The organism is Diaphorobacter sp. JS3050 (assembly GCF_013154915.1).
Classification (GTDB): domain Bacteria; phylum Pseudomonadota; class Gammaproteobacteria; order Burkholderiales; family Burkholderiaceae_C; genus Diaphorobacter; species Diaphorobacter nitroreducens.
The window spans coordinates 3,596,288-3,622,599 of the sequence record NZ_CP053553.1 but is presented as its reverse complement, the minus strand read 5'-3'; the positions used below and the strand labels follow the sequence as shown (position 1 = coordinate 3,622,599).

Here is a 26,312-nt window from a genome sequence, read left to right as displayed (position 1 = left end):
GCTAGTAGCTATAAAAGTAATAGTTTACTTGCGCGTGCGCGCGGCCCTGGCGGGCGCTGCGGCATGGCGGATGCAGTAGTAGTAGCCGTTGGGCACGCTGGCCAGGTGGTTGGGCCGCGCGCGGCCCGCGCCGTCGTGCGCAAGCGCCGTGTCGTACAGGCCCGCCTGCACGTGGTACACGCCGGCCGGCTGCAGGGCCACGCCGCCGCCGTAGAAGCCCGCGGCCTCGGCGGTTTCCAGTTCTGCCGCCGTGGGCAGGGCGGCGTTCTGCGACTGGCAGTAGCGCAAGGCCGCGTCGCGCGACACCAGCCGGTCGGCATGGCCCGGCGCGGCCGTGAGCCACTGCGCGCTGCCCAGCGGGTTCTGGTGGGCCGTGAAGCGCGTGCCCTGGAAGTAGTCGAACAGGTCGCGCGCCAGCGCCTCGGCCAATAGCGGCGCGGGCGCCGTGGCGGTGAAGCTCTGCGACGCACCGCTGCGCAGCTTGACCAGCGTGGCCGTGGCCTGCACCAGCGCGCCGTCCAGCCGCGTGTAGGTGATGTAGGCGGCCAGCGTGATGCGGCCCACGCGGCTGGGAAGGTCGTCCCGTGCGGAGGGGCGCTGCAGCTGCTCGGGGGTGATGTCGGCGAAGTCGAAGCGCAGTTTGGGGTTGCGCGTGTTGATGCGCCGCGCCTGCCGGTCCAGCTCGGCGATCAGCTGTACGTTGAGGCTGCGCCCCAGCTCGGCCAGGGCCGCGCGCTCGTGGTGGGCCTGCAGGCCGTCCACCGCTTGCAGCGCGGCGGCCACCTTGGCGGGGTCGGCCTTGTCGGCATGCAGGTCGGCAATGATCTGGCGGTCCTGGCCGTAGTCCCCCAGGTCGGAGGCGCGGATCACCGGGATGTTGGGCCACACGGTGAAGGGCTGGTCCACCGGGTCGCGGAAGTCCTGCGCGCCTGCCGGAGCGCAGGCCAGTGCCGCCACCAGCGCGGCCGCGCGCAGGGCACCTGCCCACAAGCGTTGCAGCGTCATTTAGAACGGGCTGATGGTGTTGAACGCGCGCGCCAGCCAGCCCATGGCCTGGGCCTCGGCCTGCTCGCCCAGGCCGCGCGAGATCACGCGCACATTGGCCACGTAGCGCGAGTCGATCACGCTGCCCGGATGGCCCGGCTGGCCGCGGCGCAGGTGGCGGGGATCGACGATGCCCGAGAAGCGCAGCACATCCACGCTGCGGTTCACGCCCACCTGCTTCTCGCCGGTGATGACCAGGTGGCCGTTGGGCAGCACTTCGGTGACGAGGGTGGTGATGTTGCTCTTGAACTCGTTCTTGCTGGCGGTGTTGCCGCTGCCGTTGAAGGTGTTCTCGTAGCCCGCGCCCAGGCCCGATCGCGCGGCCAGCTTGCCCACTGTGGAGGGGGCCAGCAGCGGCAGCGCCGTGATGCTGCCCTTGGTGTCGCCGTTGCGGTTGACGTTGGACTTGGTGTCCTGCTTGGCGTCGATGCTCTCCAGGATCTCGATGGTGACCATGTCGCCCACCAGGCGCGCGCGTTGATCCTCGAAAGCAGGCCGGTAGCTGGCGGCATGGAACAGGCTTCCCGAGGCCGGGCCGGCGGGGCGCGGCAGGGCGGCGATGGGTGGCGGCGTGGTGGGCAGCACGTCCACCGGCGGAGGCGGGTTGATGCTGGCGCAGCCGGCGGCCAGCGCGGCAGCGGTGGCCGCTGCCAGAAGGCGCAGAAGGGAGGTGGTCATGGCAGGGTTCCTTGTCATGCGGCTCACAGCTGCGACAGCTTGGCCAGCATCTGGTCGGACGTCTGGATAGCCTTGGAATTCATCTCGTAGGCGCGCTGGGTCTGGATCATGGTGACCAGTTCCTCCACCACGTTGACGTTGGAGTTCTCCAGGAAGCCCTGCTTGATGATGCCCAGGCCGTTGGTGCCCGGCTCGGCCTGCTGCGGCGCGCCGGAGGCGGCGGACTCGCGGTACAGGTTCTGGCCCACAGGCTCCAGGCCTGCGGAGTTGATGAAGCTGGACATGCCCAGCTGGCCGATCTGCTGGGGGTTGGGGTTGCCCGCCACGGTCACGCTTACCATGCCGCGCTCGCTGATGCTGATGCTCTTGGCGTCCGCCGGCACGGTGATGCCGGGCGCCACGGGCAGACCGCTGGAGGTGACCACGCGGCCCTGCGAGTCGAGCTTGAACGCGCCGTCGCGCGTGTAGCCGGTGGTGCCGTCGGGCAGCTGGACCTCGAAGAAGCCGTTGCCGTCGATGGCCACGTCCAGGCTGTTGCCCGACTGCTGCAGGCTGCCCTGCGTGAAGTTGCGGCTGGTGGCGACCACGTTCACGCCCAGGCCCAGGTGCAGGCCCGTGGGCAGCTGGTTTTCCTCGGTGGTCTGGCTGCCGACCTGGCGCAGGTTTTGGTAGATCAGGTCCTCGAACACCGCGTTGTTGCGCTTGAAGCCTGTGGTGGACACGTTGGCGAGGTTGTGCGAGATCACGTCCAGCTGGGTCTGCTGGGCGGTCATGCCGGTCTTGGCGATCCACAGCGAATTCATCATGGCGGTAGTCCTTCAGGGTTAGCCGTTGAGGCTCAGCAGCTGGCCTGCGCTCTTGTCGTCGCTCTCGGCGGTCTGCAGCAGGCGCATTTGTTGTTCGAACTGGCGGGCGGCGGCGATCATGCCGACCATGCATTCCACCGGGTTCACGTTGGATCCCTCCAGCACGCCCGAGCGCAGGCGCGCGTTGGGGTCGGCGGGCAGCGGGTCGCCGCCGGCCGTGCGGAACAGCCCGTCGTCGCCGCGCTTGAGCGGGTTGTCCGCCGCGGGCGTGGCCAGTTTCAGGCGGGCCACGGGCTGGGGTACTTCGCCCGCCAGGCGGGCGGTGATGGTGCCGTCGGCGCCCAGCGTCACTTCGGCATTAGGGGGCACGTCGATGGGTGCGCCGCCGTCCGAGAGCACGGCCATGCCGGTGCTGGTGACCAGCTGTCCGGCGGCAGTGACCTGAAAGGACCCGGCGCGCGTGTAGGTTTCCACGCCGTCCAGCCCCTGCACGGCGAACCAGGCATTGCCCACGGCCATGGCGTCCAGCGGACGGCCCGTGGTCTGCGCGGGGCCGGGTGTGTCCACATGGCCCGAGGTGGCCTCCAGCGCGAACACGCGCGTCGTGGAGCCGCCGCCTTGCAGCGGCACCGAGCGGAAGTTGGACATCTCGGCGCGAAAGCCGGTGGTGGAGGCGTTGGCCAGGTTGTTGGCCAGCACCGCCTGCCGGTGCGCGGCGGCATTCGCGCCGGTCATGGAGGTGTAGATGATGCGGTCCATGGCGTGGCCTCGGCGTCAGTGGGTTATCAGCGCAGGTTGACGAGGGTGGACATCACCTGGTCCTGCGTCTTGATGGTCTGGGCGTTGGCCTGGTAGGCGCGCTGGGCGGTCATCATGTTGACCAGCTCGGCCGTCAGGTCCACGTTGGAGTCTTCCAGGGCGCCGGCGCGCAGCGCGCCAAGATTGCCGCTGCCGGGTTTGTCAGGCACAGCGGGGCCGGATTCAATGGTAGCGACCCAGTTGTTGTTGCCGATCGGTGTGAGGCCCTGGGTGTTACGGAAGCTCGCCAGCGCGATTTGTGCCTGTGCACGCGTCACTCCATTGGAGTAGCTGGACATGATCGTCCCATCGGCGCCGATGTTTATGCCCGTGAGCTGACCATCTGCATAACCGTCCTGCGTCAGGTCGGATACCGAGAACTTGGTGCCGAACTGGGTGACTTTGCTGAGATCGAGGCTGACCTGAAATGAGGTGGGCGGATTGTTGGGGTTGGCCTTGCTTGGATCCACTGTCAGCGCCAATTTGAAATCAGCTGGTTCCGCGGTCGGTGTGCCTAAGGTTTCCTGCTTGATTGTCCAGTCAATGGTTTTGGGCGGTGTGGATAAGTCGGTGACTGCCTCCCACTCCCAGGTTACGGGAGTTTTCGCAAAGGTGCCATCTGCCTTACGTGTGATTTTGGTTCCTGTGGTGGTGTAGTTGTTGGCGGCGGTGGGGGTGGCGCCGGGTTCAGGCTGAGTCAGGCCAATAATGGCGCCGTTACCGTCCATCTCCAATTTACCCACGAACCTTCCGATCACCGGCGGGTTGGCCTTTGGATCATTGAGCGTGTCGTAGATATCCCAGGAATTGGAGCCGTTTTTCTCGAAGTACATGTTCAAGGGCGTGGGAATGCCCTGGCTGTCGTACACATTAATGGAGGTGCCATAGGTCGAGCGCGGCGTGATCGGGTCAGCGGCCGCATCCTTGGCTTGGGCGCTTAGATTCAGCTGTACCTTGACCTCGGTGGTCTGTTTGGCCGGTACCCCCTGCGAGGTGGGAAAGGTCAGGGGTTGCAGCCTGCCATTCACATAGCCCATGACCTTCTCGCCGCTATTGGTGACCAGGTTGCCCTCGTTGTCCAACTTGAAGTTGCCGGCGCGCGTGTAGGCTGGCGTTTCGTCGGCCGTCTGCAACATGAAGAAGCCATTGCCGTTGATGGCAACATCCATGCTGTTGCCCGTGACGGTGATGTTGCCCTGCGTGAACTGCTGGGCCACGGCACCCACCTGCACGCCAATGCCGGCATTGATGCCACCGGAGGTGCCGATGGCCGCTGCGACCATTTCGGCAAACTCGGTGCGCGAGGCTTTGAAGCCGACCGTGCCCGAGTTGGCAATGTTGTGGCCGATGACGTCGAGGTTCTTGGCCGAGGCGTTCAGCCCCGAGAGGCCTTGCTGGAAACCCATGGTTTTCTCTCCTGATGGTTCGTTCAGATCACGCCGCGCACGTTGGCGTAGTTGACGGTGCTGCCGTTGCTCAAGGTCAGTGTCAGCGCTCCGGACTGGGAGCCCGTGGCGACGACCTGCATCTGGGTCAGCGGTGTGGTCGTGACGGCGCTGCCGTCGGCCGTGGTGGCCGTCACGCGGAATTGCAGGTCGCTCTTGTTGCCGCTGTACTTTCCGGAATCCCAGTCGAAGCTGTGGCGGCCGCCCTCCTGGGCGCCCATGTCGATGGTGTCCACCACCACGCCGCCTGGCGTGACGATCTCCACCTTCACTCCGGTGGCTGCGCCTGCCAGGTCGAAGATGCCCTTGCCCGCGTTGTCGGTAAAGGCCATGCTGTTGCCTGCCGAGAGCACCGAGCGCCCGATCAGCGACGTGCCCTGGATCTGCTGCATGGTGCTGAATTGCTCGGCCATGGTCTGCATGGTCAGGTTCAGCGTCTGCAGGCCCGTTACCGTGTTGATCTGCGCCATCTGCGTGGTCATCTGCGCGTTGTCCAGGGGGTTCATCGGGTCCTGGTTGTTCAACTGCGCGACCAGCAGCTTGAGGAAGCGGTCTTGCATGGCCGCGGGGTCGTTGGTCGCGTTGGCCGAAGCGCCGGTGTTGGTCGTGGCGGTGGTGCCGATGGGGTTGAGGATCATGGCGTGCTTTCGGAGGGCGGTTTACTGGCCCATCTGCAGGGTCTTGAGCAGCAGCGTCTTGGCCGTGTTCATGACCTCCACGTTGTTCTGGTACGAGCGCGAGGCCGAGATCATGTTGACCATCTCCTCCACGGCGTTCACGTTGGAGTGGGTCACGTAGCCCTCGGCGTCGGCCATGGGGTTGGCCGGGTCGTGCACGCGGCGGCCGGGCTGGTCGCTCTCCTGGATGGACGACACGCGCACGCCCGCGGCGCTCTCGGGCCCCATGGGCGCGGTCTGGAAGACCACCTGGCGCGCCTTGTACGCCTGGCCGTCGGGGCCGGCCACGGCGTCCACGTTGGCCAGGTTGCTGGCCACGACGTTCAGCCGCTGCGACTGTGCGCTGATGGCGCTGCCCGAGACGTTGAAGATGGAGAACATGGACATGGCGGGTGGTGCTCTCTTTCGGGGTTACTGGCCCTGGATGGCGCTGAGCATGGTCTTGGACTGGCCATTGATGAAGCGCAGCGTGGCCTCGTAGCGCACGGCGTTGTCCACGAACGCGGCGCGCTCGCGGTCCATGTCCACGGTGTTGTTGTCCAGGCTCGGCTGGGTCTGCAGGGCATAGCCCAGCGTGCTGTCCGAGCTGCCACTGGCGGCTGCCGGCAGCGGGATGTGGCGCGGGTCGCTCACGCTCTGGCTGCGCAGGGGGCTGGGGGCCTGGGCTTCGTTCACGGCACGCATGGCATCGGCAAACTTGAAGTCGCGCGCCACGTAGCCGGGCGTGTCCGCGTTGGCGATGTTGCTCGCGATGGCACGCTGGCGCTCCGAGCGCAGCAGCAAGGCGCTTCCGTGAAAGTCCAGGCGGTTGGTCATCTTGTCGAGCATGTGGGCCTCGGCGTGTAAAAAAAGGGGTTCGGCCGCCATGGCCCAGGGGGCTTGTGGCGTGCGTCGATTATGGAAATCGCCCCGTTTTTCTAAAGCGCGAAGAGCGCTGGGATTGGCCCGTTGTTCCGCGCTTGGCGCATGCGGTGGCCGGCCTACAGTGGCAGGTGTGAAAAGGCGTCCGGGGCCCGTTGTGCCGGACCGCCGCCAGACCCGTTGGAGTCCCGTCATGCCGCTTCCTATCCTGCGCTCATCCCGCCTTGCCTGCCTTCGCTTCCTGATGGGCGGCGCGCTGGCGCTGGGCTCTGCCCTGGCGCTGACCGCCCATGCCCAGCAGGGAGGCGATCAGACCGCCGAGCTGGGCTCGATCACCCAGCACTGGCTGGACGATGCGCTGGCCCAGGCGCAGGCCGGGGGGCTGCCGCTGCGCATGGAAGTCAGTGTGGGCACGCTGGATTCGCGCCTGCGCCTGGCGCCCTGCGCGCGCGTGGAACCCTATCTGCCCGCTGGTGCCCGCCTGTGGGGGCGCACCCGCCTGGGCCTGCGCTGCGTGGACGGCCCCACCCGCTGGAACGTGTTCCTGCCCATCACGGTCAAGGCTTTCGGCCCCGCTTGGGTGCTGGCCGGCAATGTGGGCACCGGCGCAGTGCTGAGCGAGCAAGATGCCATCGAGGCCGAGGTGGACTGGGCCGCAGAACCCGCGGCCATCGTGGCCAATCCCAAGGACTGGGTGGGGCAGACCGCCACCCGTCCGCTGTCCGCCGGCCAGGCGCTGCGCCAGAACATGGTGCGCGCCCCCGACCTGTTCAAGGCCGGCTCTGCGGTGCGCGTGGTGGTGCAGGGGCCGGGTTATGCGGTCACCTCCTCGGGCCAGGCCATGAGCGCGGGCGCTCAAGGACAGAATGTGCGCGTTCGCATGGCCAATGGGCGCATCATTGGGGGTACTGTGCTTGAGGATGGGACAATAGAAGCCACTTTGTGAGCCGCGAGGCACCACAAAGCGCTAAAGTCTGCTCCCTGCCGGCCGAAAACATGGCTACTGGCCCCACATCTCACAGGGGTGGTGGAGAGTGCGATGAAGATTGGACACAACCCGGATACTGCGACTGCGCTGTCAAAGGCCGCTGCCAACAAGCAGCAGGCCAAGGCCGCCGCACCTGCGCCGGCCGCTGAAGAAGCGGCCCAGGGCGCGACGCGCGCCGCCGCAGGCGTGCCCGTCACGCTGTCGGCTGCCGCCCGCGGGGTGGACGCCACCAAGTCCACGGCCGACTTCGACACTGCCAAGGTCAAGGCGATCAAGGCCGCCATCGAAAAAGGCACCTTCCGCGTGGACGCCGAAGCCGTGGCCGACAAGCTGCTGGCCAACGCCTACGAAACCCTGTCCCACTCGCGGGGCTGACCCGCCCTCCTGGGCCGGCTGGCCCGCCGGGGTGACAGGCTCTAGACTTGCACCCCATGTCACTCGACGACACCCTCACCTTCATCGAAGCGCAGCTGCAGGACATGCAGGCTGCGCTTCTTGCTTCCAACCCCCAGACTTTTGAAGACACGGCGGTGCAGCTGCGCGGCGCTGCCATGGCGCTGGCCCAGGCCCTGGCGCCTGTGGCGGGCGCGCTGGAGCCCGCCGCCACGCAAAGGGTGCAGGCCATCGGCCGGCAATTGGCGCTGGTGCGCGACCAACTGGCGCGGGTGATGGCGCTGACCGAGCGACAGGCGGCGTCGCTGCTGCCGCCCGTGGAGGGAGTGACTTACGGGCCCTCGTCCGGCGCCGCGGGGGCGCGGATTTACCGGGCACCGGGGTGACTTTTAGCCCGAATTGCTGGCTGGGACTTATGGGGTAAGCGCTGGCAGCTATCTTTTTTGACGGGTTCTTGGGGTTTGATGCTGTTGACCGGGACCCGCCCCGGCGGGCGCATATCCCGGCCAGCGCCATGAAAAGCCGCAGCACAAGCTCAAAAAAAATAGCTGCCCGCGCTTGTCCAGCAAGCGCAAAACAGCTATTTCATCCAAAGAATCAGTGCCCCCGCATCTTCGTCCGCAACCGCGCAATCGCCTGGCTGTGCAGCTGGCACACGCGCGATTCGGTCACGCCCAGGACGGCGGCGATTTCCTTCAGGTTCATGTCGTGCTCGTAGTACATGCCCATGATGTACTGCTCGCGCTCGGGCAGGGCCTTGATGGCCTCGACCAGCGAGGCGCGCAGGCGCTGGTCGCGCAGCACGGCCATGGGATCGGCGCCCTCGTCGGCCACGTGGCGGTCCAGGAAGCCCTCGTCCTCGTCATCGTGGTGAAAGTCTTCCAGGTACACCAGCTGCGTGCCGCGCACCTTGCTCAGCAGGGCTTGGTAGTCCTCCAGGCTCATGCCCAGTTCGGCGGCGATCTCGGACTCGATCGGGCTGCGGCCCAGGCGCTGCTCCACGCGGTGCAGGGCATGCTCGATGTCCTTCTGGCTCTTGCGCGAGCTGCGGCTCATCCAGTCGCCCTCGCGCAGCTCGTCGAGCATGGCGCCGCGGATGCGCTGGCTGGCAAAGGTCTCGAACTGCACGCCCTGCGCGACTTCGTAGCGCGAGAGCGCGTCGTTCAGACCGATCATGCCGACCTGGATCAGGTCGTCCAGCTCCACGTTGGGCGGGAGCTTGGCGATCATGTGGTGGGCGATGCGCCGCACCAGGGGCACGTGCTGGTGGAACAGCGCGTCCCGGTCGAGCTGGCCTTTCGCGGTGTACATCGGGTCAGTGGCTCCGGTCCAGGGGCGAGAGGGAGGCGCACAGGCTGTGCGGGGGCAGCAGGGGCATGGCAGCGTCAATGGTGCATGCGTTTTCCAGCAGTTGCAAGGCCAGCCGCTGGATGTCCTGCGCGCGCGCCGCGGCCACGGTGGTGGTGTGGACCTGCAGGCCCAGGTGGGTGCGCGCGCTGCGCTGCAGCGTGTCCAGCGCCTCGGCGGTCTGGCGGTGCTGCACAGGCTCCTGCGGCGCGAGGATGGACGCCACCGTGCAGCGCACGCCGGCGTGCAGCGCCATGTGCTTGAGCTGGCGGTAGCTGCGCACCATGCCTTGCGCGCCGGGGCCGGTCATGATCAGCGGTACGCTGGCGCTGCCGCGCAGCAGCGGCGCCAGTTGCTCGGGCGGAGCATGCAGCACCACCAGCGCGTAGGCGCGAAACAAGGGCTGCAGGCGCTGCAGCACGGTGGCGCCATGGTGTTCGGACTGCTGCGCCAGGCGGGCCAGCCCGCGGGCCGCGGGCACCACGGCCAGCGACGCGCCGGTGGCGGAGGCCAGCGTCTGCGCGCCGTTCCAGGGAGCCGGGTGCAGCAACTGGTCCAGGCCGGGCATGTGCGGGCTCTCCAGCGCCGTGCCGTCCAGCACCACGACGGGGTAGCCCAGGCGCTGCAGGCTGGAGCACAGCTGCCACAGCATCTCCAGCCACGGGCCGCTGCCCGGCTGGCTCAGCACGGCCAGCAGGCGCAGGTCCTGCTGCGGCGTGTAGCTGTGCAGCCCGGCGGCCTGGTGCAAAGCGGTATCAAGCAACATCGGCCATCCCCCGCTCATCGGCCGTTTCCGTGGCGTGCGAGAAGAAGAAGTTCAACTCGGCGGCCTTGGGGTCGAAGGCCGACTTCACGCTCGTGCGCATGGAGGCGCTCACGAGCTTGCGGGCGTCGGCCGCCTCCCAGTCCTCGGGCACGCGCTGTCCGTTGGTCACGCCGCGCAGCACCATCTGGTGGCGGATCAGCGCATCGATGGCGGGGCCGAGCTTCACGGCCTCGTCCACCTTGGACAGAATGGCCTGCTGCGAGCCGGTGGTCTTGAAGCCGGTGAGCACATCGTCCAGCGTGTCCCCATGGCTGCTGGCGTTGAGCACCAGCAGGCGCTTGACGCCGGGCAGATCCAGCACGTCCAGCAGGTCGCGCTTGCGCGGGTCGCGGGGGGCCACGCCGGTGGTGTCGATGAGCACCATCTTCTTGGACGACAGCAAGCCCAGCAGGTCCTGCAGCGCCGCGCGGTCGTGCGCCAGGTGTGCCACCACGCCCAGCATGCGGCCGTAAGAACGTAACTGCTCGTGCGCGCCCACGCGGTAGGTGTCCAGCGTGATCAGGCCCACGCTGGCGGGGCCGTGGATGCGCGCGCACAAGGCGGCCAGCTTGGCGGTGGTGGTGGTCTTGCCCACGCCGGTGGCGCCCACCATGGCGAAGATGCCGCCTTCCTCGTACAGCGGCAGCGTCTGCGCGTCGGTGCGCAGGTTGCGCTCCAGCACTTCCATGAGCCAGCGCACGGCGTCCTGGGCGCCCAGATGCTCGGGCAGGTGTTCCAGCACCGCGCGCGAGAGGGCGGGCGAATAGCCCGCACGGATGAGCTTGAGCATCAGTGTGGACTGGATCGGGTTCTGGCGGGCCTGGCCCAGCCAGGCCAGGGTGTTGAAACGGTCCTCGATCAGCTCCTTCATGGACTGCAGTTCCTTCATGAGGTTCTGCTGTCCCAGGCCGGCCGCCAGCGTGGGCGCGGCTGTGGCGGGCGCCTCGGCGCGGCGCGGCGTGAGCTGCTCTGCGCCCAGGGCGGCATGCATGGGGCGCAACGGGTTGTGGCGCGCCAGCGGGGCGTTCACGGGCTGTGGCGCAGACGGCTCCTGCAGGCGTTCGGCACGGCGCTCCGGGCGGGGTTCAAACCGGGGTTCGGGCAGGCCGCGCTCCAGTGCCGCACGCTCGCTCAGGGGCGCGGGGGCGCTCGTGCCGTGCAGGGCCTCGTGGCGGCGGCGCAGCATGCGCTCGCGCACATAGTCTTGGAACGACAACGTGCTCATCGCCAGCTGCTCGGTGTCGCGCGCCACGGCGCTGCGGGCAGCGGGTGCCGGCTGGCGCACGGGCTGCGGAGCAGCAGCGGGCTGCACCTGGGGCATGCGCACCGGGTTGCTAGCAGCTAGATCGTCGGCGCGCTCCTGCAGGCGGCTGGGCGCAGGCTCGGCGCCGCCGTGCAGGGACGACAGCGCGTCCTCGGCCGTGGCCACCACCTCGACGCCGCCCGCCGTGGGGCGGTTGGACAGGATCAGCGTGCCGTCACCGAAGGCCATGCGCGCCTTGGCCAGGGCCTCCCGTGCGGTGGGAGCGGTAAAGCGTTTGATGTTCATGCGGATGCACCTTTGAGGATCGGGCCGATGCGGATGGTGTGTGTCTCAGGAATCTCGCTGTGCGCGAGCACCTGCAGGCGGGGCGCCACGCGGCGCACCAGGCGGGCGATGGCGTTGCGGATCTGGTCGGGCACCAGCAGGCAGGCGGGCATGCCCAGCTCTTCTTGCTGCAGGGCCACCTCGGCGGCCTTGTGGGTGAGCAGGTCGGCCACGCCGGGGTCCAGCGCCGGGCCGCTGGCATTGCCCAGGGCCTGCATCAAAAGGCGCTCCAGCCCGGGCTCGATGGCGATCACGCTGAGTTCGCGCGTGGGGCCGTAGATCTGCTGCACGATGGCGGGGGACAGGGCGATGCGCACGCGGCGCGCCAGTTCCACGGGGTCTTGCGTGCTGCCGGCGTGTTCCGCCAGCGTCTCGATGATGGTGCGGATGTCGCGGATGTGCACGGACTCCTCCAGCAACAGCTGCAGCACTTTCTGGAATGTTGTGATGGACACCATCTTGGGCACGACTTCTTCGATGAGTTTGGGTGCCAGCCGGGTCACATGCTCCACGAGCTGCTGCGTCTCGGTGCGGCTCAGGAGCTTGGCGGCGTGCACTTGCATCAAGTGTGACAAATGGGTCGCCATCACGGTTTCCGAATCAACCACGGTAAAGCCCGCCATTTGTGCCGCTTCCTTCTGCGCGGCGTCGATCCAGTGCGCGGGCAGGCCGAAGGCGGGGTCGGTGGTGGGAGTGCCGATCAGCGGCGTGGAGATGCCGCCGGGGTTGATGGCCAGGTACATGCCGGGGAATGCCTCGCCTTCGCCCACCACCACACCGCGCAGCGTGATGCGGTAGGCGCTGGGCTTGAGCTCCAGGTTGTCGCGCACATGCACGGCAGGCGGCAAAAAGCCCACATCCTGGGCAAACTTGCGACGCACGCCCTTGATGCGCGTCAGCAGGTCGCCCTGGCGGTTCTTGTCCACCAGCGCAATCAGGCGGTAGCCCAGCTCCAGGCCCAGCAGATCAACGGGCTGAAGGTCGTCCCAGCTGGCTTCGCCGTCGCCGACGGGGGCGGGCGCCTCTTCGACGGGTGGGGGCGCCTTCTGGCGCTGCAGCAAAGTCCAGGCGCCCCAGCCAAACAGGCTGCCCATGCCCAGAAACACGACATGCGGCATGCCCGGAATCAACCCCAGCATGATCAGCACGCCACCCGTCACGCCCAGCACGCGCGGCGACATGAACAGCTGCTGCACGATCTGCTGGCCCATGTCGGTTTCTTTGCCCACGCGCGACACCACCATGGCCGATGCCACCGAGATCAGCAGGCCCGGAATCTGCGCCACCAGCGCATCGCCCACGGCCAGCAGGATGTAGCTGTTGGCCGACTCGCTGGCCGACAGGCCGTGCGACAGCATGCCGATGGCAAAGCCGCCCACGATGTTGATGATCAGAATCAAAATGCCGGCAATCGCATCGCCGCGCACAAACTTGCTGGCACCGTCCATGGCGCCGAAGAAGTTGGCCTCTTCCTGCACCTCGATGCGGCGGCGCTTGGCTTCTTTCTCGTCGATCAGGCCGGCGTTCAGGTCGGCGTCCACCGCCATCTGCTTGCCGGGCATGGCGTCCAGCGTGAAGCGGGCCGACACCTCGGCAATACGCTCGGCGCCCTTGGTCACCACCACAAAGTTGATCACCACCAAAATGGCAAACACGATCAGGCCCACGGCAAAGTTGCCGCCAATCAAAAAGTGGCCAAACGCCTCGATCACCGCGCCCGCGGCGCCCGGGCCGGTGTGGCCCTCCAGCAGCACCACGCGGGTGGAAGCCACGTTGAGCGACAGGCGCATCAGCGTGGTCAGCAGCAGCACCGACGGAAACGCCGCAAAGTCCAGCGGCCGCAGCATGTAGGCGGCCACCATCATCACCATCAGCGCCACGGCGATGTTGAGGGTGAAAAAGGTGTCCAGCATCCACGCTGGAATGGGCAGCACCATCAGCGCCAGGATGGCCACCACCAAAATCGGGGCCGACAGCCCCTGCAGGGCCATGCCGTTGGTGCCGGCCCACTGCCTCATGGATTGGATGGAGTTGGGCGTTGTCATGGTGTGGCTCCTGCCGTTGCGGCAAGCGGCTTGTGGTGCGGGTCAAGCTCGGGCGGCACGAAGGGGTCTGGCTGCGCGTCGGGCATGCGGCCTTCGCCGCGCATGGCGGCCTTCAGGCGATAAACATAGGCCAGCACCTGCGCCACCGCGTTGTAGAGCTGGGCGGGAATGGGCTGGTCCAGTTCGGCGTGGGCGTACAGCGCGCGCGCCAGCATGGGCGACTGCAGCACCGGCACCTTGTGCTGCTGGGCAACTTCTCTGATCTTGAAGGCCAGCAGATCCGTGCCCTTGGAGATCACCTGCGGCGCGCCCATGGAGGCCTCGTCATAGCGCAGGGCCACGGCATAGTGGGTGGGGTTCATCACCACAAAGTCGGCCTTGGGCACGGCAGAGATGCTGGCGCGGTCGGCAATCTCGCGCTGCTTTTGCCGAATCTTGCCCTTGACCTCCGGGCTGCCCTCAGACTCCTTGTGCTCCTGCTTGACTTCCTGGTGGCTCATCTTCATGCGCGACTTGAAGAAGAACGCCTGCAGCGGCACGTCCACCACCGCAAACACAAACACCACCAGCAGCTGCAGGCTGGCGCCCGCAACGATCCAGTCGCCCACATGGCGCAGCGACGCTGGCGAGGGCTGCAGCACCAGCAGGGCCATTTCTTCAATGCTGTTGCCCATGTAGTTCCAGGCCACGGCGGTGAGGATGGCGGTCAGCAAAATCATCTTGGCCACGTTGGCCAGCTGCTGTTTGGAAAACAGATTGGCAAAACCCGACAGCGGGTTGAGCCGGTTGAACTGCGGGCTGACGGGCTTGAAGCTGAAAATCCAGCCGCCCGCACCCACGGCGCTGGCCAGCGCTGCGCCGCCGGTCAGCAGCGCAAACGCCACGCTGGCCAGCAGGCCCACCCCCACCATGGACTGCATGCGCGCCAGCATCTGGCCGGGCGCCTGCACCGTGGCGGCATCAAACACCAGCTGCATGCGCATGGCGCGCTGCAGGTATTCGACGAACCAGGGCGCCAGCGCCAGCAGGGCCACTGCACCCATGCCCAAAATAGCCAGGTGCGACAAGTCCCGCGACCGGGCCGCCTGGCCGTCGGTGCGCGCCTTTTGGAGCTTGCGCTCGGTGGCGGGTAGGTTTTTGTCTTGGCTCGAATCCATGGTGGCATGACCTCAGGGCCACTCCATTGTCGGGAGCCGCGAGAAAAGCTAAAGCCCGAATAACGGGGCTGCGGGGGCGCTATTTGCCAAGGCCGTCGCCGTCGCGGCAACAGTTGTCTTGGCTGGTTTTGCTATTTAGTTTATAGCTGCAGGCGCTTATCTGGTAAGCGCTAGATGGCTAAAATACCAAAACCCCCACAATGCCGTGACGCCACCCAGGGCGCCCCACGGCATGCGGCCGTCAAAACCCCAGGCTGGCCAGCAGGTCGTCCACCTGCGACTGGTCGGTGACCACGTCGGGCGTGGACTCGGGGTTGACCACGGGGCCCTGCAGGCGTTCGCGCTGCGGCTCGGGCGTGGTGGGCGCCTGGGCGCCGGGCGGCGCGGTCTGTATCAGCAGCTGCACCAGTTGCTGCTCCAGCGTGCCCGCCAGGTTGACCACGCGGGCAATCACCTGGCCGGTAAGGTCGTGAAAGTCCTGCGCCATCATGATCTCGGTCAGGTGGCTGTCGGCCTCCTTGGTCACGCGATCCACGTCGGTCAGAAAGTTGTACACCTCGCCCTTGGCCACGGCTGCCACCGGGTCGGCCACCAGCGCGTTGACCACGCGCTTTGTCTCGGAGGCCATGTAGTCGTGCAGCGACTTGGCCTGCTCTACGCGGCCCAGCACTTTTTCGGCCGCCTCGCCCGTCAGCCGCGCGATGTAGGACAGGCGGCTTTGCGCGTCGGGCAGCTCGCCCATGCTGCCGCGCAGCTGCTCGGCATAGCCCAGCTCGTTGAGTGCGGTGTGCAACTGGCGCGTCAGCTGGCCGATTTTGTGGTGAATGTCGTCCGCCGTGCTGGCGGGCGTCGCTTGATCCGCTGCCTGCATGGTTACAACCCCAGCTTCTTGAGGATGAGCGTTACCTTTTCTTCCAGCGTGGCTTTGGTGAACGGCTTGACGATGTAGCCCGCAGCGCCACCCTGGGCCGCAGCCACGATGTCTTCTTTGCGGGCCTCGGCCGTCACCATCAGCACGGGCAGGTGCTTGAGCGTGTCGTCCTTTTTGATCTCGGTCAGCAACTGAAAGCCGTTCATGTTGGGCATGTTGATGTCGGTGACCACGAAGTCGAACTTGCCGTTGCGCAGCTTGTTCAGCGCCGCCACGCCGTCTTCGGCCTCGTCGGCATCAGCGAAACCGCTTTCCTTGAGCAGGTTGCGGACGATGCGCCGCATGGTGGAAAAGTCGTCAACGATCAGAAAGCGAAGGGCGGAGGACACAAAGGACCCTTTCGGTGAATATGGGGCTATTGTCGTAAGTCATCAGCAACGTGACAAGTTGTTACTGATTCGGCGATGAGGAAGCTGGATTGTCCTGCTTTTCTGCCACGGGCGACGGTAACGGAAATATCACGTTCTTTTTACCCATGAGCCGCTCTTCGGCTTCATGGGTGAGTACGGTGATGGTGATGCGCCGGTTCACGGCGGCGCGGGGGTTCTCGGGCTCCAGCAGATCGCTGGCAGCCATGCCCACCACGCGGCCCAGCTTGGCGTCGGGCATGCCCGCGGCCACCAGTTCGCGGCGCGAGGCATTGGCGCGGTCGGCAGACAGCTCCCAGTTGCTGTAGCCGCGCTCGCCGTTGCCGTAGGGCACGGCGTCGGTGTGGCCGGCCAGGCTGATGCGGTTTTCTACCCCGCCCAGCGCGGCGCCAATCTCGCGCAGGATGTCGCGCATGTACGGCTTGACCAGCGCGCTGCCGCTGTCAAACATGGGCCGGTTGAGCTCGTCCACGATCTGAATCTGCAGCCCGTCGGGCGTCAGGTCCAGGCGGATCTGCGAGCGGTATTCGTTCAGGCGCGGGTTGCCGGTGATCATCGAGTCGATCTTGGACTGCAGTGCCTTGATGCGCTCGGCGTCTATCCGCGCACGCTCAGACCGCGCCGACTCCAGCGTGCGCGTGGAGTTGGCCTTTTTTTCGGCATCCGCGCGGCGCACCTGGCCGTGCACCTTGGTCAAGTCATTGCCACCACCCGGAATGATGCTGGAGCTGTTGCCCGCGCCGTCGCCGCCCTGCATGGCCACCTTCAGCGGCGACTGAAAATACGCCGCAATGCCCTGCAACTCGCCCTGGGCCGTGGAACCCAGCAGCCACATCAGCAGGAAGAAGGCCATCATGGCCGTCATGAAGTCGGCGTAGGCGATCTTCCATGCGCCGCCGTGCGGCGCATGGGGGCGCTTCTTGGCGCGCTTGATGATGATGGGCTGGAGCTTTTTTTCTGCCATGACCGGCCCCGCCTACTTTTTGCCCTTGACGTGCGCTTCCAGCTCGACAAAGGTCGGCCGGTCGCCAGAAAACAACACCTTGCGCCCAAACTCAATCGCCGTGGCCGGGTTGTAGCCCTGCATGCTGGCCAGCAGCGTGGACTTGATGCACTCGTACTCTTTGGCGGCGTCGGCGGCCTTTTGCTCAATCAGGCCGGCCAGCGGCTCCACAAAGGCATAGCCCAGCAAAATGCCCAAAAATGTACCCACCAGCGCCGAGCCCACCATGCCGCCCAGCACCGACGGCGGCTGCCCCACCGAGCCCATGGTGTTCACCACCCCCAGCACGGCAGCCACAATGCCGAAGGCCGGCAAGCCACCGGCCATGCGGTTCAGCGCCGCCACCGGCGCGTGGGCTTCTTCGTGGTGGGTGTCGATCTCGTTGTCCATCAGGGCCTCGATCTCGTGCGAATTGAGGTTGCCCGACACCATCATGCGCAGATAGTCGGTGGTGAACTCAATGACATGATGGTCAGAGCCCACGGTAGGAAATTTTTTGAACAGCTCGGACTCGTGCGGCGCCTCCACGTCAGCCTCGATGGCCATCAGGCCCTCTTTGCGGGCCTTTTGCAAAATCTCGTAGAGCATGGCCATCAGCTCCATGTAGCGCGCCTTGGTGTACTTGGAGCCCTTCAGCGCCGCCGGTATGGCCTTGAGGGTGGCCTTGATTACCTTGGGCTGGTTGTTGACCACGAACGCCCCCAGCGCTGCGCCGCCAATGGTGGCCATTTCAAAGGGCAGCGCCTTGAGCACCACACCAATGGCACCGCCATGCAGGATGAACACGCCAAAGACGCAGACCAGGCTGACGATGTAACCAATGATGACGTTCATGCTGGGAAGTGCGGGTCGCGGATGGGCGCGGAAGGTGCCGCGCGTGGCCACAAGACTGATGGGATGTATCGGATTGTCGCGGACAAAAATGAAATTTGGGCCACATATCCTGTGAAAGCCCGGGATGACTGCGGGTGCGCCGGCTGCCCTCGTCCAGCGCCCCGGATGCTTCTCATGGTAGGCAGGTTGATTGCGAAAAGAGCTTGCAACGCTTGATGGGAAAGCGCTACAAGCTCTTTAAATCATAGCGGTCAATGGCCGGAGCCTTACCCCTGCAGCAGTGCCAGTACGCCCTGCGGGATTTGGTTGGCCTGGGCCACCATGGCGGTGCCGGCCTGTTGCAGGATCTGAGCGCGCGACAGGTTGGCTGTTTCCTGGGCGAAGTCCGCGTCCAGGATGCGGCTGCGCGAGGCGGACATGTTTTCCGACGATACATTCAGATTGGCGATGGCCGTCTCGAAGCGCGACTGCAGGGCGCCATAGTTGGCGCGTTGGCCGCTGATGGCCGAAATGGCCGCATCAACGATGGCTAGCGTGCGGTTGGCGCCGTCCACGGTGCTCACGTCCATGTTCTGTACGGTCTGCAACTGGCTGGCCGTGGCGGTGCTGTCAATCAGGAATCCGCCGGGCGAGGCGCCGCCGGCATCCACCGCGCTGAAGGATTTGGGCGAATCCAGCGCAATCTGCCCGGTGATAAAGGTGGCGTCGCCGTCGGCCCAGGGGGCGGCTGCAGCCTCGGCCAGCGTACCCGTGCCCGCGATCGCCGTGGCGGGGTTGGAATTGGGCTCATAGATGCCCAAGTCCGTGCCGACCTGGGAGTTGTTGATGATCTTGATGTCGTTGCCCGCCGCATTGGTGAGCACCACGCCCTGCCCGTCGTTGCCGACGCGGGCCACGATGCCGGTCTTGGCGGCGGCATCGTTGAACGCCTTGGCCGCTTCGCTCAGGCTATCGGCATTCAATGGCGAGCCTACCGTGAACGAGATGGTCACGGGTTGTGCGGAGCCGTTGTCGGAGGCCAGCTGGAGCGTGTAGGAGCTGCCGGGCTGGAAATCACCCAGGCCCACCTCGGTGCGCGCCGAGGCGCTCACGCCGGTTTTCTCAGTCTGGGCGTTGACCAGGGCGGCCACGTCCTTGGCCGTGGCGCCTGGGTCGTAGGAAAAAGTGGTACTGCCAAAGGCGCCGTTGATGGTCAGATCGTTGCCGGTGATGGCGGAGGCGCCCGACCCACCCTGCGCCAGCACGGCGCCGGGCACGCTGCCCAGCGTCAGGTCGCCCGCCGTGTCAGCGGCGGTGGCAGCCTTGGCGCCCACGCGGTAGTTGCCGTAGGCGTTGCTGCTGAAATTGGCCGAGGTGGCGGTGATGGTCTGGTTGGCATTGGCGCCCACCTGGAACTGGGCGCTGGTGAAAGAGCCGTCGAGCAGCTTGCGGCCGTTGAACTCGGTGGTCTTGGCGATGCGATCCAGCTCGGCGGTGAGCTGGTTCACTTCGGCGTTCAGGGCTTGGCGATCCGAGGCGCTGTTGGTGGCGTTGGCCGACTGCACGGCCAGCTCGCGCACGCGCTGCAGGATGTTGCCGGCGCCCGCCAGGGCGCCCTCGGCCACCTGCGCCAGCGAGATGCCGTCGTTGGCATTGCGCGCCGCTTGGTTCATGCCGCGAATTTGCGTGGTGAACCGCTCCGAGATGGCCAGACCGGCAGCGTCGTCCTTGGCGCTGTTGATGCGCAGGCCCGACGACAGACGGTTGATGGTGGTGTTGAGCGAGCCCTGACTGATGCCCAAGTTGCGCTGGGCGGTCAGCGAGGCGACGTTGGTATTGATGGTGGATGCCATGACGGAACTCCTGCGAGGCTGAAAACAATGATTTCTGCCGGCTCAAGCGCTACCCTTCCGGCGGACTCGTTGGGAACGATGGGGAGATTGTGGGTAGCCGAGGGCTGTTTCGTTGGCTGGATAAGTGGCAGGAAAACCGCCTAATCCGCGGGTTTTGACGGCCCCTCTGACCTGCATTCACGCCTGCCTTGCCTTGCCTTGATGCAGTGCTTGCGACTGCTTCTTGAAAAAATCTTCTCAAGTTATCTTTGGGCGCGTCGATACACAAAGCGATACACAAAAGCAGAAACGGGGCGTTGTTGGCCTGGGAGGTAGGGCTGCCCTAACTATTGACTAAAGGAAGCCACCATGTCAGTCATCAAAGGAATGTCGGCCACGCAAATCCAGGCGTTGACGACAAAGCAGATTGGCGATTTCACGGCAAATGACATCAAGGCCATGTCAACGGCGCAGATCAATGCGCTGACGTCCAGCCAGATCGCAGCCATTGAAACCCGCGACGTGGTGTATCTGAGCGCCGCTCAGATGAAAGCCTTCGACGCCAACGAGTTTGCAGGCGGAATGCTGACCTATGACACCAGCGTGCTGCAGGCCAATCAGCTCAAGGGATTGACGTCGGAGCAACTCTCCAAATTAGGGACGGATGCCGTCCAAACGCTGACCTCCGACCAAGTCAAACTGCTGGATGCCAAGCAACTGGTGGGGTTTGGCAGCAGCCAGATACAAGCACTGGGCGACGACATTGGCGTGTTGAGCGCAACCCAGATCAAGGGCCTGAGCACGGATCAGATCGTTGCCCTGACGACCGACCAGGCGGGCGCTTTGAGCGCGGCCCAGCTCAAGGGCATGAGTACGGCGCAGATTGCGGCGCTGGAAACGGCTGACCTGGCCAAGCTAGGCACCGCGCAGCTGTCGGCCCTGAGCGCGGCCCAGGTCAAGGCGTTGGGCACGGATCAGGTCAAGAGCCTGAGCACGGATCAGGTCAAGGGCCTGCAGGGCGCGCAGATTGCGGCGTTGAGCACGGATCAGGTCAAGGTGCTGGGTACGGCGCAGATTGCCAATCTGGAGACTTCGCAGGTCAAGTCGCTGACGGCAGCACAGCTGGGCGCCATGGGCACGGATCAGATTGCGGCGATTGAGACGGCGGATCTGGAGCAACTCACTGCCGCACAGCTCAAGAGTCTGGGCACGGATCAGATCGTTGCCCTGACGACCGACCAGGCGGGCGCTTTGAGTGCGGCGCAGCTCAAGGGCATGAGTACGGGTCAGATTGCGGCGCTGGAAACGGCTGACCTGGCCAAGCTGGGCACAGCGCAGCTGTCGGTTCTGAGTGCAGCCCAGGTCAAGGCGTTGGGCACGGATCAGGTCAAGAGCCTGAGCACGGACCAGGTCAAGGGCCTGCAGGGCGCGCAGATTGCGGCGTTGAGCACGGATCAGGTCAAGGTGCTGGGCACGGCGCAAATTGCCAACCTGGAGACTTCGCAGATCAAGTCGCTGACGGCAGCGCAACTGACCGCCATGGGCACGGATCAGATTGCGGCGATTGAGACGGCGGATCTGGAGCAACTCACTGCCGCACAGCTCAAGAGTCTGGGCACGGATCAGATCGTTGCCCTGACGACCGACCAGGCGGGCGCTTTGAGTGCGGCGCAGCTCAAGGGCATGAGTACGGGTCAGATTGCGGCGCTGGAAACGGCTGACCTGGCCAAGCTGGGCACAGCGCAGCTGTCGGTTCTGAGTGCAGCCCAGGTCAAGGCGTTGGGCACGGATCAGGTCAAGAGCCTGAGCACGGACCAGGTCAAGGGCCTGCAGGGCGCGCAGATTGCGGCGTTGAGCACGGATCAGGTCAAGGTGCTGGGCACGGCGCAAATTGCCAACCTGGAGACTTCGCAGATCAAGTCGCTGACGGCAGCGCAACTGACCGCCATGGGCACGGATCAGATTGCGGCGATTGAGACGGCGGATCTGGAGCAACTCAGCGCAGCGCAGATCAAGGGCTTGACCACGGAAGGCGTGAAGGCGCTGACGACCGGCCAGGTGGGGGCCATGAAGTACGCCCAGATCGCGGCCTTGAGCACGGATCAAGTCAAGCAGATCTCGACGGCGGGCATTGTGGCCCTGGGCACCAGCCAGGTGACGGCCCTGACGGCAGCGCAGTTGGGCGCCATGAGTACTGGCCAGATTGCAGCGATTGAGACGCAGGATTTGGTGCAACTCACTGCCGCACAGCTCAAGAGCCTGGGCACGGATCAGATCGTTGCTCTGACGACCGACCAGGCGGGCGCTTTGAGCGCGGCCCAGCTCAAGGGCATGAGTACGGCGCAGATTGCGGCGCTGGAAACGGCTGACCTGGCCAAGCTAGGCACCGCGCAGCTGTCGGCCCTGAGCGCGGCCCAGGTCAAGGCGTTGGGCACGGATCAGGTCAAGAGCCTGAGCACGGATCAGGTCAAGGGCCTGCAGGGCGCGCAGATTGCGGCGTTGAGCACGGATCAGGTCAAGGTGCTGGGTACGGCGCAAATTGCCAACCTGGAGACTTCGCAGATCAAGTCGCTGACGGCAGCGCAACTGACCGCCATGGGTACGGATCAGATTGCGGCGATTGAGACGGCGGATCTGGAGCAACTCAGCGCAGCGCAGATCAAGGGCTTGACCACGGAAGGCGTGAAGGCGCTGACGACCGGCCAGGTGGGGGCCATGAAGTACGCCCAGATCGCGGCCTTGAGCACGGATCAAGTCAAGCAGATCTCGACGGCGGGCATTGTGGCCCTGGGCACCAGCCAGGTGACGGCCCTGACGGCAGCGCAGTTGGGCGCCATGAGTACTGGCCAGATTGCAGCGATTGAGACGCAGGATTTGGTGCAACTCACTGCCGCACAGTTGAAGAATCTGGGATCGGATCAGATCGCAGCGCTGACGACGGACCAAGCCGCCGCGCTGACAACTGGACAGATGGCTGCGCTGTCTGCCACTCAGATCCAGGCGGTAGAGACCGCGGACTTGGTCAAGATCAGTACAGATGGCATCAAGGCACTGACGGCAACGCAGGTCAAGGCGTTGACGACAGACCAAGTCAAGAGCCTGACCACGGATCAGATCACCAGTTTGGGTACCGCTTCGATCAATAGTTTGACCACGGATCAGATTAAGAGTCTGACCACGGATCAGGTCAAGAGTCTGACCACGGATCAGACGAGCGCCTTGACGGCTGCCCAAGTGCAGGTCATGAGCACGGATCAAATCCAGCAATTGGCCATTCCCCAATAGTCTTTACAGGCTTTAACGCCTGCGAGGCTCGCATAAGCTCTGGCTCCATGGCACTTCGCTGCTGTGGAGGCCAGGGCTTTTTTGTTGTGGGGAGGAAGTATCTTGTCAGAGCGTCAACACATCGATTACGCAGCAGCTGTCAATCTGGTCTGGCATCGCCAGATGGAGTTTGGGCAGCTGTTGCACTACACCGATCAACTTGCAGCCAGCGGGTTGCGCGGGCTTGTCGCAGTGCTCTACCGAACCTGGCTGGAGCGCCACAACGACTCTCCGTGCAACCCCTTTGCCTGGTTCAACCTGGGAACGGTGTTGTTCAGCGATGGCGACGTGGAGGGCGCGGGCCAGGCTTATGAGCAAGCCTTGGCGCTGATGCCGGATTTCGTGCAGCCGCGATTCAACCTGGGATTGGTGCGTGAACGTCAGGGACAGATTGATGCCGCCATCGAGCAGTGGACGCTGGTGCAGGAGCATGCCGACCCGGAAAAGCCGGAACAACGCGCTGTCCTGATTTCAGCCCTTAACAACCAGGCGCGCGTGCAGGAGGGTCGCAAGCAGTTTGGTGATGCCATGGAATGCTTGAACCGCAGCTTGGCGCTGGAGCCGGCGCAGACCGACGTGCTGCACCATTGGATATTCATCCGGGCCAAGCAATGCCTATGGCCGGTGTACGAGCCGCCCGCCGGAGTGGATCCGGAACTGCTGCGCAATTCCACCTCTGCCCTTGCCTTGCTCAGCCTGTCGGATGACCCGCAAAAGCAACTGGCGACCGCCAAAGGTTATGCAGAGCGAAAACTGTCTGCGAACCTTCCCAGGTTGGCCCCGCAAGAGGGCTATCAGCACGAAAAAATTCGCATCGGGTATTGCTCTTCGGACTTTTGCCTGCACCCGGTTGCGATGCTCATCGTGGAACTGCTGGAACTGCATGACCGCTCAAAATTTGAGATCTATGGCTTTTGCTGGTCGCCCAACGACGGCTCGGCACTGCGCCAGCGTGTGGTGACTGCGGTTGACCATTACGTCGCGATCCACCATTTGGATGAGGAAGCCTCTGCCCGCCTGATACGGGAACATGAGATCGACATCCTCATTGATCTGCAAGGCCAAACATCCGGCGCGCGCATGCATATGCTGGCTTTGCGGCCCGCCCCTGTGCAGGTGACCTACCTGGGCTTGCCGGCCACCACGGGCATGTCGTGCATCGACCACGTGATAGCCGACCGGTTTCTGATTCCCGAGGAATATGCCAAGAACTACTCGGAAAAGCCCATCTACATGCCCGACGTGTACCAGGTGAGCGACCGCAAGCGCTTATGCGCGCCCGTTCCAACGCGCAAGTATTGCGGCCTGCCGGCAGAAGGCTTTGTGTTCTGCTCGTTCAACAACAACTACAAATACACGCCCGAGGTGTTTACCGCCTGGATGAATATCCTGCGGCGCGTGCCGGGCAGCGTGCTGTGGCTGCTGTCGGACAACCCCTGGGCGCAGGCCAACCTGCAGCGCGAAGCCGAGGCCCGGGGCATGGATCCGCAGCGCCTAATATTTGCCGAGCGCACACTGCCCGAGCAATACTTGGCCCGCTATGTCCTCCCCGATCTTTTCCTGGACACCTTCCCCTTCAACGCAGGAACCACCGCCAATGACGCCTTGTGGATGGGCTTGCCTGTTCTGACCTTGACGGGGCGCAGTTTTGCAGCACGCATGGCTGGCGCTTTGCTGACTGCCGCTGGATTGCCTGAGCTGATCACCTACGACCTGCAAACCTATGAGGACAAGGCGGTCGAACTGGCTACCACTCCAGGGGCCTGCTTGCGCCTGCGTGAACATATGGAGGCTGTTCGCGCAAGCGGCGTCTTGTTTGACACACCGCGCTTCGTGCGCAACCTGGAGCACAAGTTGACGAACATCCTGGTGCCTGCGCCGGAAGCGGTCATCAATTTGGACGCAGCCTGAACAGGTATTGAAAGGCTTGCGCATCGGCCAGTGCTTGTTGGCCGTCGGCCCCGCACGCCTCGGCAATGGCCCGGATGCCCTCCAACAAAGCCTGCGGTGGTTGCGTGGGAATCTGCCGGCTAAACCCATTTTCGATGCGCCATCCGGCCTGGGTGAACATATCGATCATGGTTGTGCGGGTAAACCATCGAATGTGGGTGCGGTCCAGTAATCCCGAATCTTCGTAGTGAAACTGCCCGGTGGCCAGGCGCATCAGAACGCTCCAGTGCTGGGCGTTTGGAATGCACACCAACATGCAACCGTTTGGGTCTATGGACTCCCTGACCATTCGCACGATGCGCCAAGGGTCGCGCAAATGCTCCAGGCAATCGCCGAAGATCCAGCAGTCGCTAGGGAACAAGCTTTTGAATTCATCGACGGACAAAGCCTCGATATCGACGCCCAAAGTCCGGTCGCAGAACTGTGCAGCCACGTGGGCATAGTCAGGGTCGATGTCGATGCCCACGTAGTGAATGCCTGGGTGGCTTTCTCGGTAAGCGCGCGCCATTGCTCCGTGCATGCAGCCGACCTCCACGATGCGGTTGGCGTTCTCTGGAATCAGACGCATCAGGTCTGTGTTGACGATGTTGTGGGCAGGGGTTTGATTCATACGAGATGCGCTTGTGTGATGCGACTCCAAGGTTCGGGTTATCTCTGCAAACTTCTGTTTTGTCTGCTCCAGAAAACGTAAAGACATCCCGTCGGAATCTTCGTTGCGATCGTACTCATCGAAATAACTATCGGGTCGTACAAATCCTGCGATCATGTCCGCTCCCCCCATGCTTTGCTTCTTGTCGAAATAAAACTGCTTACTCTGCACAACGTAGTGGTTGATGCGAAGTGTGTTGTATGTGGGGGCTAGGTCTCGCATCCAGCCATGTGTGATGGGGCGCATGTTTTCGTCAAATGTGCCGCGCTTGGTTTCAAAGAGATGCGATTTGTTGGGGTTGATATCCTCGCCGCCACGCACAATGGATTTGATATGGCGGTTGGGTAAAAAGTCATTCCTGCTGTGTTTGGGGTGGGTTTCCAGGATGAGTCCATCTGGATCGGTTAAATGACCGTTGCTGCCATAGCATTTCCAAAAAACGCCCAAGGCAGATAAATCGCAGTGTTCATAGGCGGCGAGAGCCTCCTGAATAGACTGCGCTTGTGTGGGAAAGAGAAACTCGTCGCCATCAATGAAGGCCATCCAGTCGACTTGAGCACCAAAATTTGTCCAGGCATGTTGATATGCCATGATTTGCGGTAAATCGTCCTGTTCCAGTGAAAAAACCTGGATCGGATATTTCTTGGAAAGCTCCAGCAAATTCTCCGTCATGCCATCGTCAGTTTTGTGGCAATAAATATAAAATTGGTTGAAGCCTACAGCCAGGTGAAATGCAAGCCACTCGACGATGTATTTATTGCGGTTGCGCTGGATGGAGGTGATGGCAAGCGTGCCGTTTTTTTTCATATT

24 protein-coding genes are annotated in these 26,312 nt (G+C 64.4%); 5 read left to right on the top strand and 19 right to left on the bottom strand.

Annotated features, from left to right (window positions below):
* Nucleotides 1–24: 24 nt before the first annotated feature.
* Genes HND92_RS17255 through flgB form a run of 8 tightly spaced genes read right to left on the bottom strand, consistent with a single transcriptional unit; the run spans nucleotide 25 to nucleotide 6,276 of the window.
* Complete coding sequence (locus HND92_RS17255; protein ID WP_088888266.1) at nucleotides 25–1,005, bottom strand: hypothetical protein; 981 nt, start codon at nucleotides 1,003–1,005, stop codon at nucleotides 25–27.
* Nucleotides 1,006–1,722 carry a flagellar basal body L-ring protein FlgH gene (locus HND92_RS17250; protein ID WP_015914367.1) on the bottom strand — a complete coding sequence of 239 codons (717 nt, stop codon included), beginning with the start codon at nucleotides 1,720–1,722 and terminating at the stop codon, nucleotides 1,006–1,008.
* Between the two features lie 23 nt (nucleotides 1,723–1,745).
* A complete protein-coding gene (gene flgG / locus HND92_RS17245) occupies nucleotides 1,746–2,528 on the bottom strand; it encodes a flagellar basal-body rod protein FlgG (RefSeq protein ID WP_011806919.1) in 783 nt (260 codons plus the stop codon).
* 18 nt (nucleotides 2,529–2,546) lie between these two features.
* Nucleotides 2,547–3,287 carry a flagellar basal body rod protein FlgF gene (locus HND92_RS17240; protein WP_011806918.1) on the bottom strand — a complete coding sequence of 247 codons (741 nt, stop codon included), beginning with the start codon at nucleotides 3,285–3,287 and terminating at the stop codon, nucleotides 2,547–2,549.
* Nucleotides 3,288–3,313: 26 nt separating this feature from the next.
* Nucleotides 3,314–4,732 (bottom strand): flagellar hook protein FlgE, encoded by a 1,419-nt coding sequence (flgE, locus tag HND92_RS17235; protein WP_172208725.1) that lies wholly within the window; start codon nucleotides 4,730–4,732, stop codon nucleotides 3,314–3,316.
* A 23-nt stretch (nucleotides 4,733–4,755) separates the two neighbouring features.
* On the bottom strand, nucleotides 4,756–5,409 hold the full coding sequence (locus HND92_RS17230; RefSeq protein ID WP_172208723.1) for a flagellar hook assembly protein FlgD: 654 nt from the start codon (nucleotides 5,407–5,409) through the stop codon (nucleotides 4,756–4,758).
* 21 nt (nucleotides 5,410–5,430) lie between these two features.
* Nucleotides 5,431–5,835 carry a flagellar basal body rod protein FlgC gene (gene flgC / locus HND92_RS17225; RefSeq protein ID WP_011806915.1) on the bottom strand — a complete coding sequence of 135 codons (405 nt, stop codon included), beginning with the start codon at nucleotides 5,833–5,835 and terminating at the stop codon, nucleotides 5,431–5,433.
* Between the two features lie 24 nt (nucleotides 5,836–5,859).
* Complete coding sequence (gene flgB, locus HND92_RS17220; protein WP_041836110.1) at nucleotides 5,860–6,276, bottom strand: flagellar basal body rod protein FlgB; 417 nt, start codon at nucleotides 6,274–6,276, stop codon at nucleotides 5,860–5,862.
* 226 nt (nucleotides 6,277–6,502) lie between these two features.
* On the opposite strand from flgB, the gene flgA reads away from it, so the two are divergent.
* The 3 genes from flgA to HND92_RS17205 all read left to right on the top strand — a co-directional run bounded on the left by flgA (nucleotide 6,503) and on the right by HND92_RS17205 (nucleotide 8,076).
* On the top strand, nucleotides 6,503–7,255 hold the full coding sequence (gene flgA, locus HND92_RS17215) for a flagellar basal body P-ring formation chaperone FlgA (protein WP_172208721.1): 753 nt from the start codon (nucleotides 6,503–6,505) through the stop codon (nucleotides 7,253–7,255).
* A 93-nt stretch (nucleotides 7,256–7,348) separates the two neighbouring features.
* Nucleotides 7,349–7,672, top strand: coding sequence for a flagellar biosynthesis anti-sigma factor FlgM (gene flgM, locus HND92_RS17210; protein ID WP_011806912.1), 324 nt, complete (start codon nucleotides 7,349–7,351; stop codon nucleotides 7,670–7,672).
* Nucleotides 7,673–7,728: 56 nt separating this feature from the next.
* The gene (locus HND92_RS17205; RefSeq protein ID WP_172208719.1) at nucleotides 7,729–8,076 is read left to right on the top strand and encodes a hypothetical protein; all 348 of its coding nucleotides are present in this window, start codon (nucleotides 7,729–7,731) and stop codon (nucleotides 8,074–8,076) included.
* A gap of 211 nt (nucleotides 8,077–8,287) precedes the next feature.
* Here HND92_RS17205 and HND92_RS17200 read toward each other — a convergent pair whose 3' ends face one another.
* The 10 genes from HND92_RS17200 to HND92_RS17155 form a co-directional block, all read right to left on the bottom strand.
* The gene (locus HND92_RS17200; RefSeq protein WP_011806910.1) at nucleotides 8,288–9,001 is read right to left on the bottom strand and encodes an RNA polymerase sigma factor FliA; all 714 of its coding nucleotides are present in this window, start codon (nucleotides 8,999–9,001) and stop codon (nucleotides 8,288–8,290) included.
* 4 nt (nucleotides 9,002–9,005) lie between these two features.
* On the bottom strand, nucleotides 9,006–9,803 hold the full coding sequence (locus HND92_RS17195; protein WP_015914362.1) for a hypothetical protein: 798 nt from the start codon (nucleotides 9,801–9,803) through the stop codon (nucleotides 9,006–9,008).
* Nucleotides 9,793–11,391, bottom strand: a complete 1,599-nt coding sequence (flhF, locus tag HND92_RS17190; RefSeq protein ID WP_172208717.1) for a flagellar biosynthesis protein FlhF — start codon at nucleotides 11,389–11,391, stop codon at nucleotides 9,793–9,795. Before flhF ends, HND92_RS17195 begins: the two co-directional genes overlap by 11 nt.
* Nucleotides 11,388–13,475, bottom strand: coding sequence for a flagellar biosynthesis protein FlhA (flhA, locus tag HND92_RS17185; RefSeq protein WP_172208715.1), 2,088 nt, complete (start codon nucleotides 13,473–13,475; stop codon nucleotides 11,388–11,390). The genes flhF and flhA overlap by 4 nt, the downstream gene beginning before the upstream one ends.
* Complete coding sequence (locus tag HND92_RS17180; RefSeq protein ID WP_172208713.1) at nucleotides 13,472–14,632, bottom strand: flagellar biosynthesis protein FlhB; 1,161 nt, start codon at nucleotides 14,630–14,632, stop codon at nucleotides 13,472–13,474. The genes flhA and HND92_RS17180 overlap by 4 nt, the downstream gene beginning before the upstream one ends.
* A gap of 241 nt (nucleotides 14,633–14,873) precedes the next feature.
* On the bottom strand, nucleotides 14,874–15,503 hold the full coding sequence (locus HND92_RS17175; RefSeq protein ID WP_172208711.1) for a protein phosphatase CheZ: 630 nt from the start codon (nucleotides 15,501–15,503) through the stop codon (nucleotides 14,874–14,876).
* Nucleotides 15,504–15,505: 2 nt separating this feature from the next.
* The gene (gene cheY / locus HND92_RS17170; RefSeq protein WP_172208709.1) at nucleotides 15,506–15,892 is read right to left on the bottom strand and encodes a chemotaxis response regulator CheY; all 387 of its coding nucleotides are present in this window, start codon (nucleotides 15,890–15,892) and stop codon (nucleotides 15,506–15,508) included.
* A 61-nt stretch (nucleotides 15,893–15,953) separates the two neighbouring features.
* Nucleotides 15,954–16,895, bottom strand: a complete 942-nt coding sequence (motB, locus tag HND92_RS17165; RefSeq protein WP_172208707.1) for a flagellar motor protein MotB — start codon at nucleotides 16,893–16,895, stop codon at nucleotides 15,954–15,956.
* A 12-nt stretch (nucleotides 16,896–16,907) separates the two neighbouring features.
* Nucleotides 16,908–17,768, bottom strand: coding sequence for a flagellar motor stator protein MotA (gene motA, locus HND92_RS17160; RefSeq protein WP_172208705.1), 861 nt, complete (start codon nucleotides 17,766–17,768; stop codon nucleotides 16,908–16,910).
* Between the two features lie 266 nt (nucleotides 17,769–18,034).
* Nucleotides 18,035–19,600, bottom strand: a complete 1,566-nt coding sequence (locus HND92_RS17155) for a flagellin (protein WP_172208703.1) — start codon at nucleotides 19,598–19,600, stop codon at nucleotides 18,035–18,037.
* Nucleotides 19,601–19,948: 348 nt separating this feature from the next.
* Between HND92_RS17155 and HND92_RS17150 the strand changes: the two genes are divergently transcribed.
* Nucleotides 19,949–22,864, top strand: a complete 2,916-nt coding sequence (locus HND92_RS17150) for a heme utilization protein (RefSeq protein WP_172208701.1) — start codon at nucleotides 19,949–19,951, stop codon at nucleotides 22,862–22,864.
* A 102-nt stretch (nucleotides 22,865–22,966) separates the two neighbouring features.
* Entirely contained in the window at nucleotides 22,967–24,814 is a 1,848-nt protein-coding gene (locus HND92_RS17145) for a tetratricopeptide repeat protein (RefSeq protein WP_253940064.1), read from the top strand.
* On the opposite strand, the gene HND92_RS17140 is transcribed toward HND92_RS17145, so the two are convergent.
* Nucleotides 24,795–26,309, bottom strand: coding sequence for a methyltransferase domain-containing protein (locus HND92_RS17140; protein WP_172208699.1), 1,515 nt, complete (start codon nucleotides 26,307–26,309; stop codon nucleotides 24,795–24,797). The two genes, HND92_RS17145 and HND92_RS17140, sit on opposite strands and share 20 nt — an antisense overlap.
* Nucleotides 26,310–26,312: the final 3 nt, after the last annotated feature.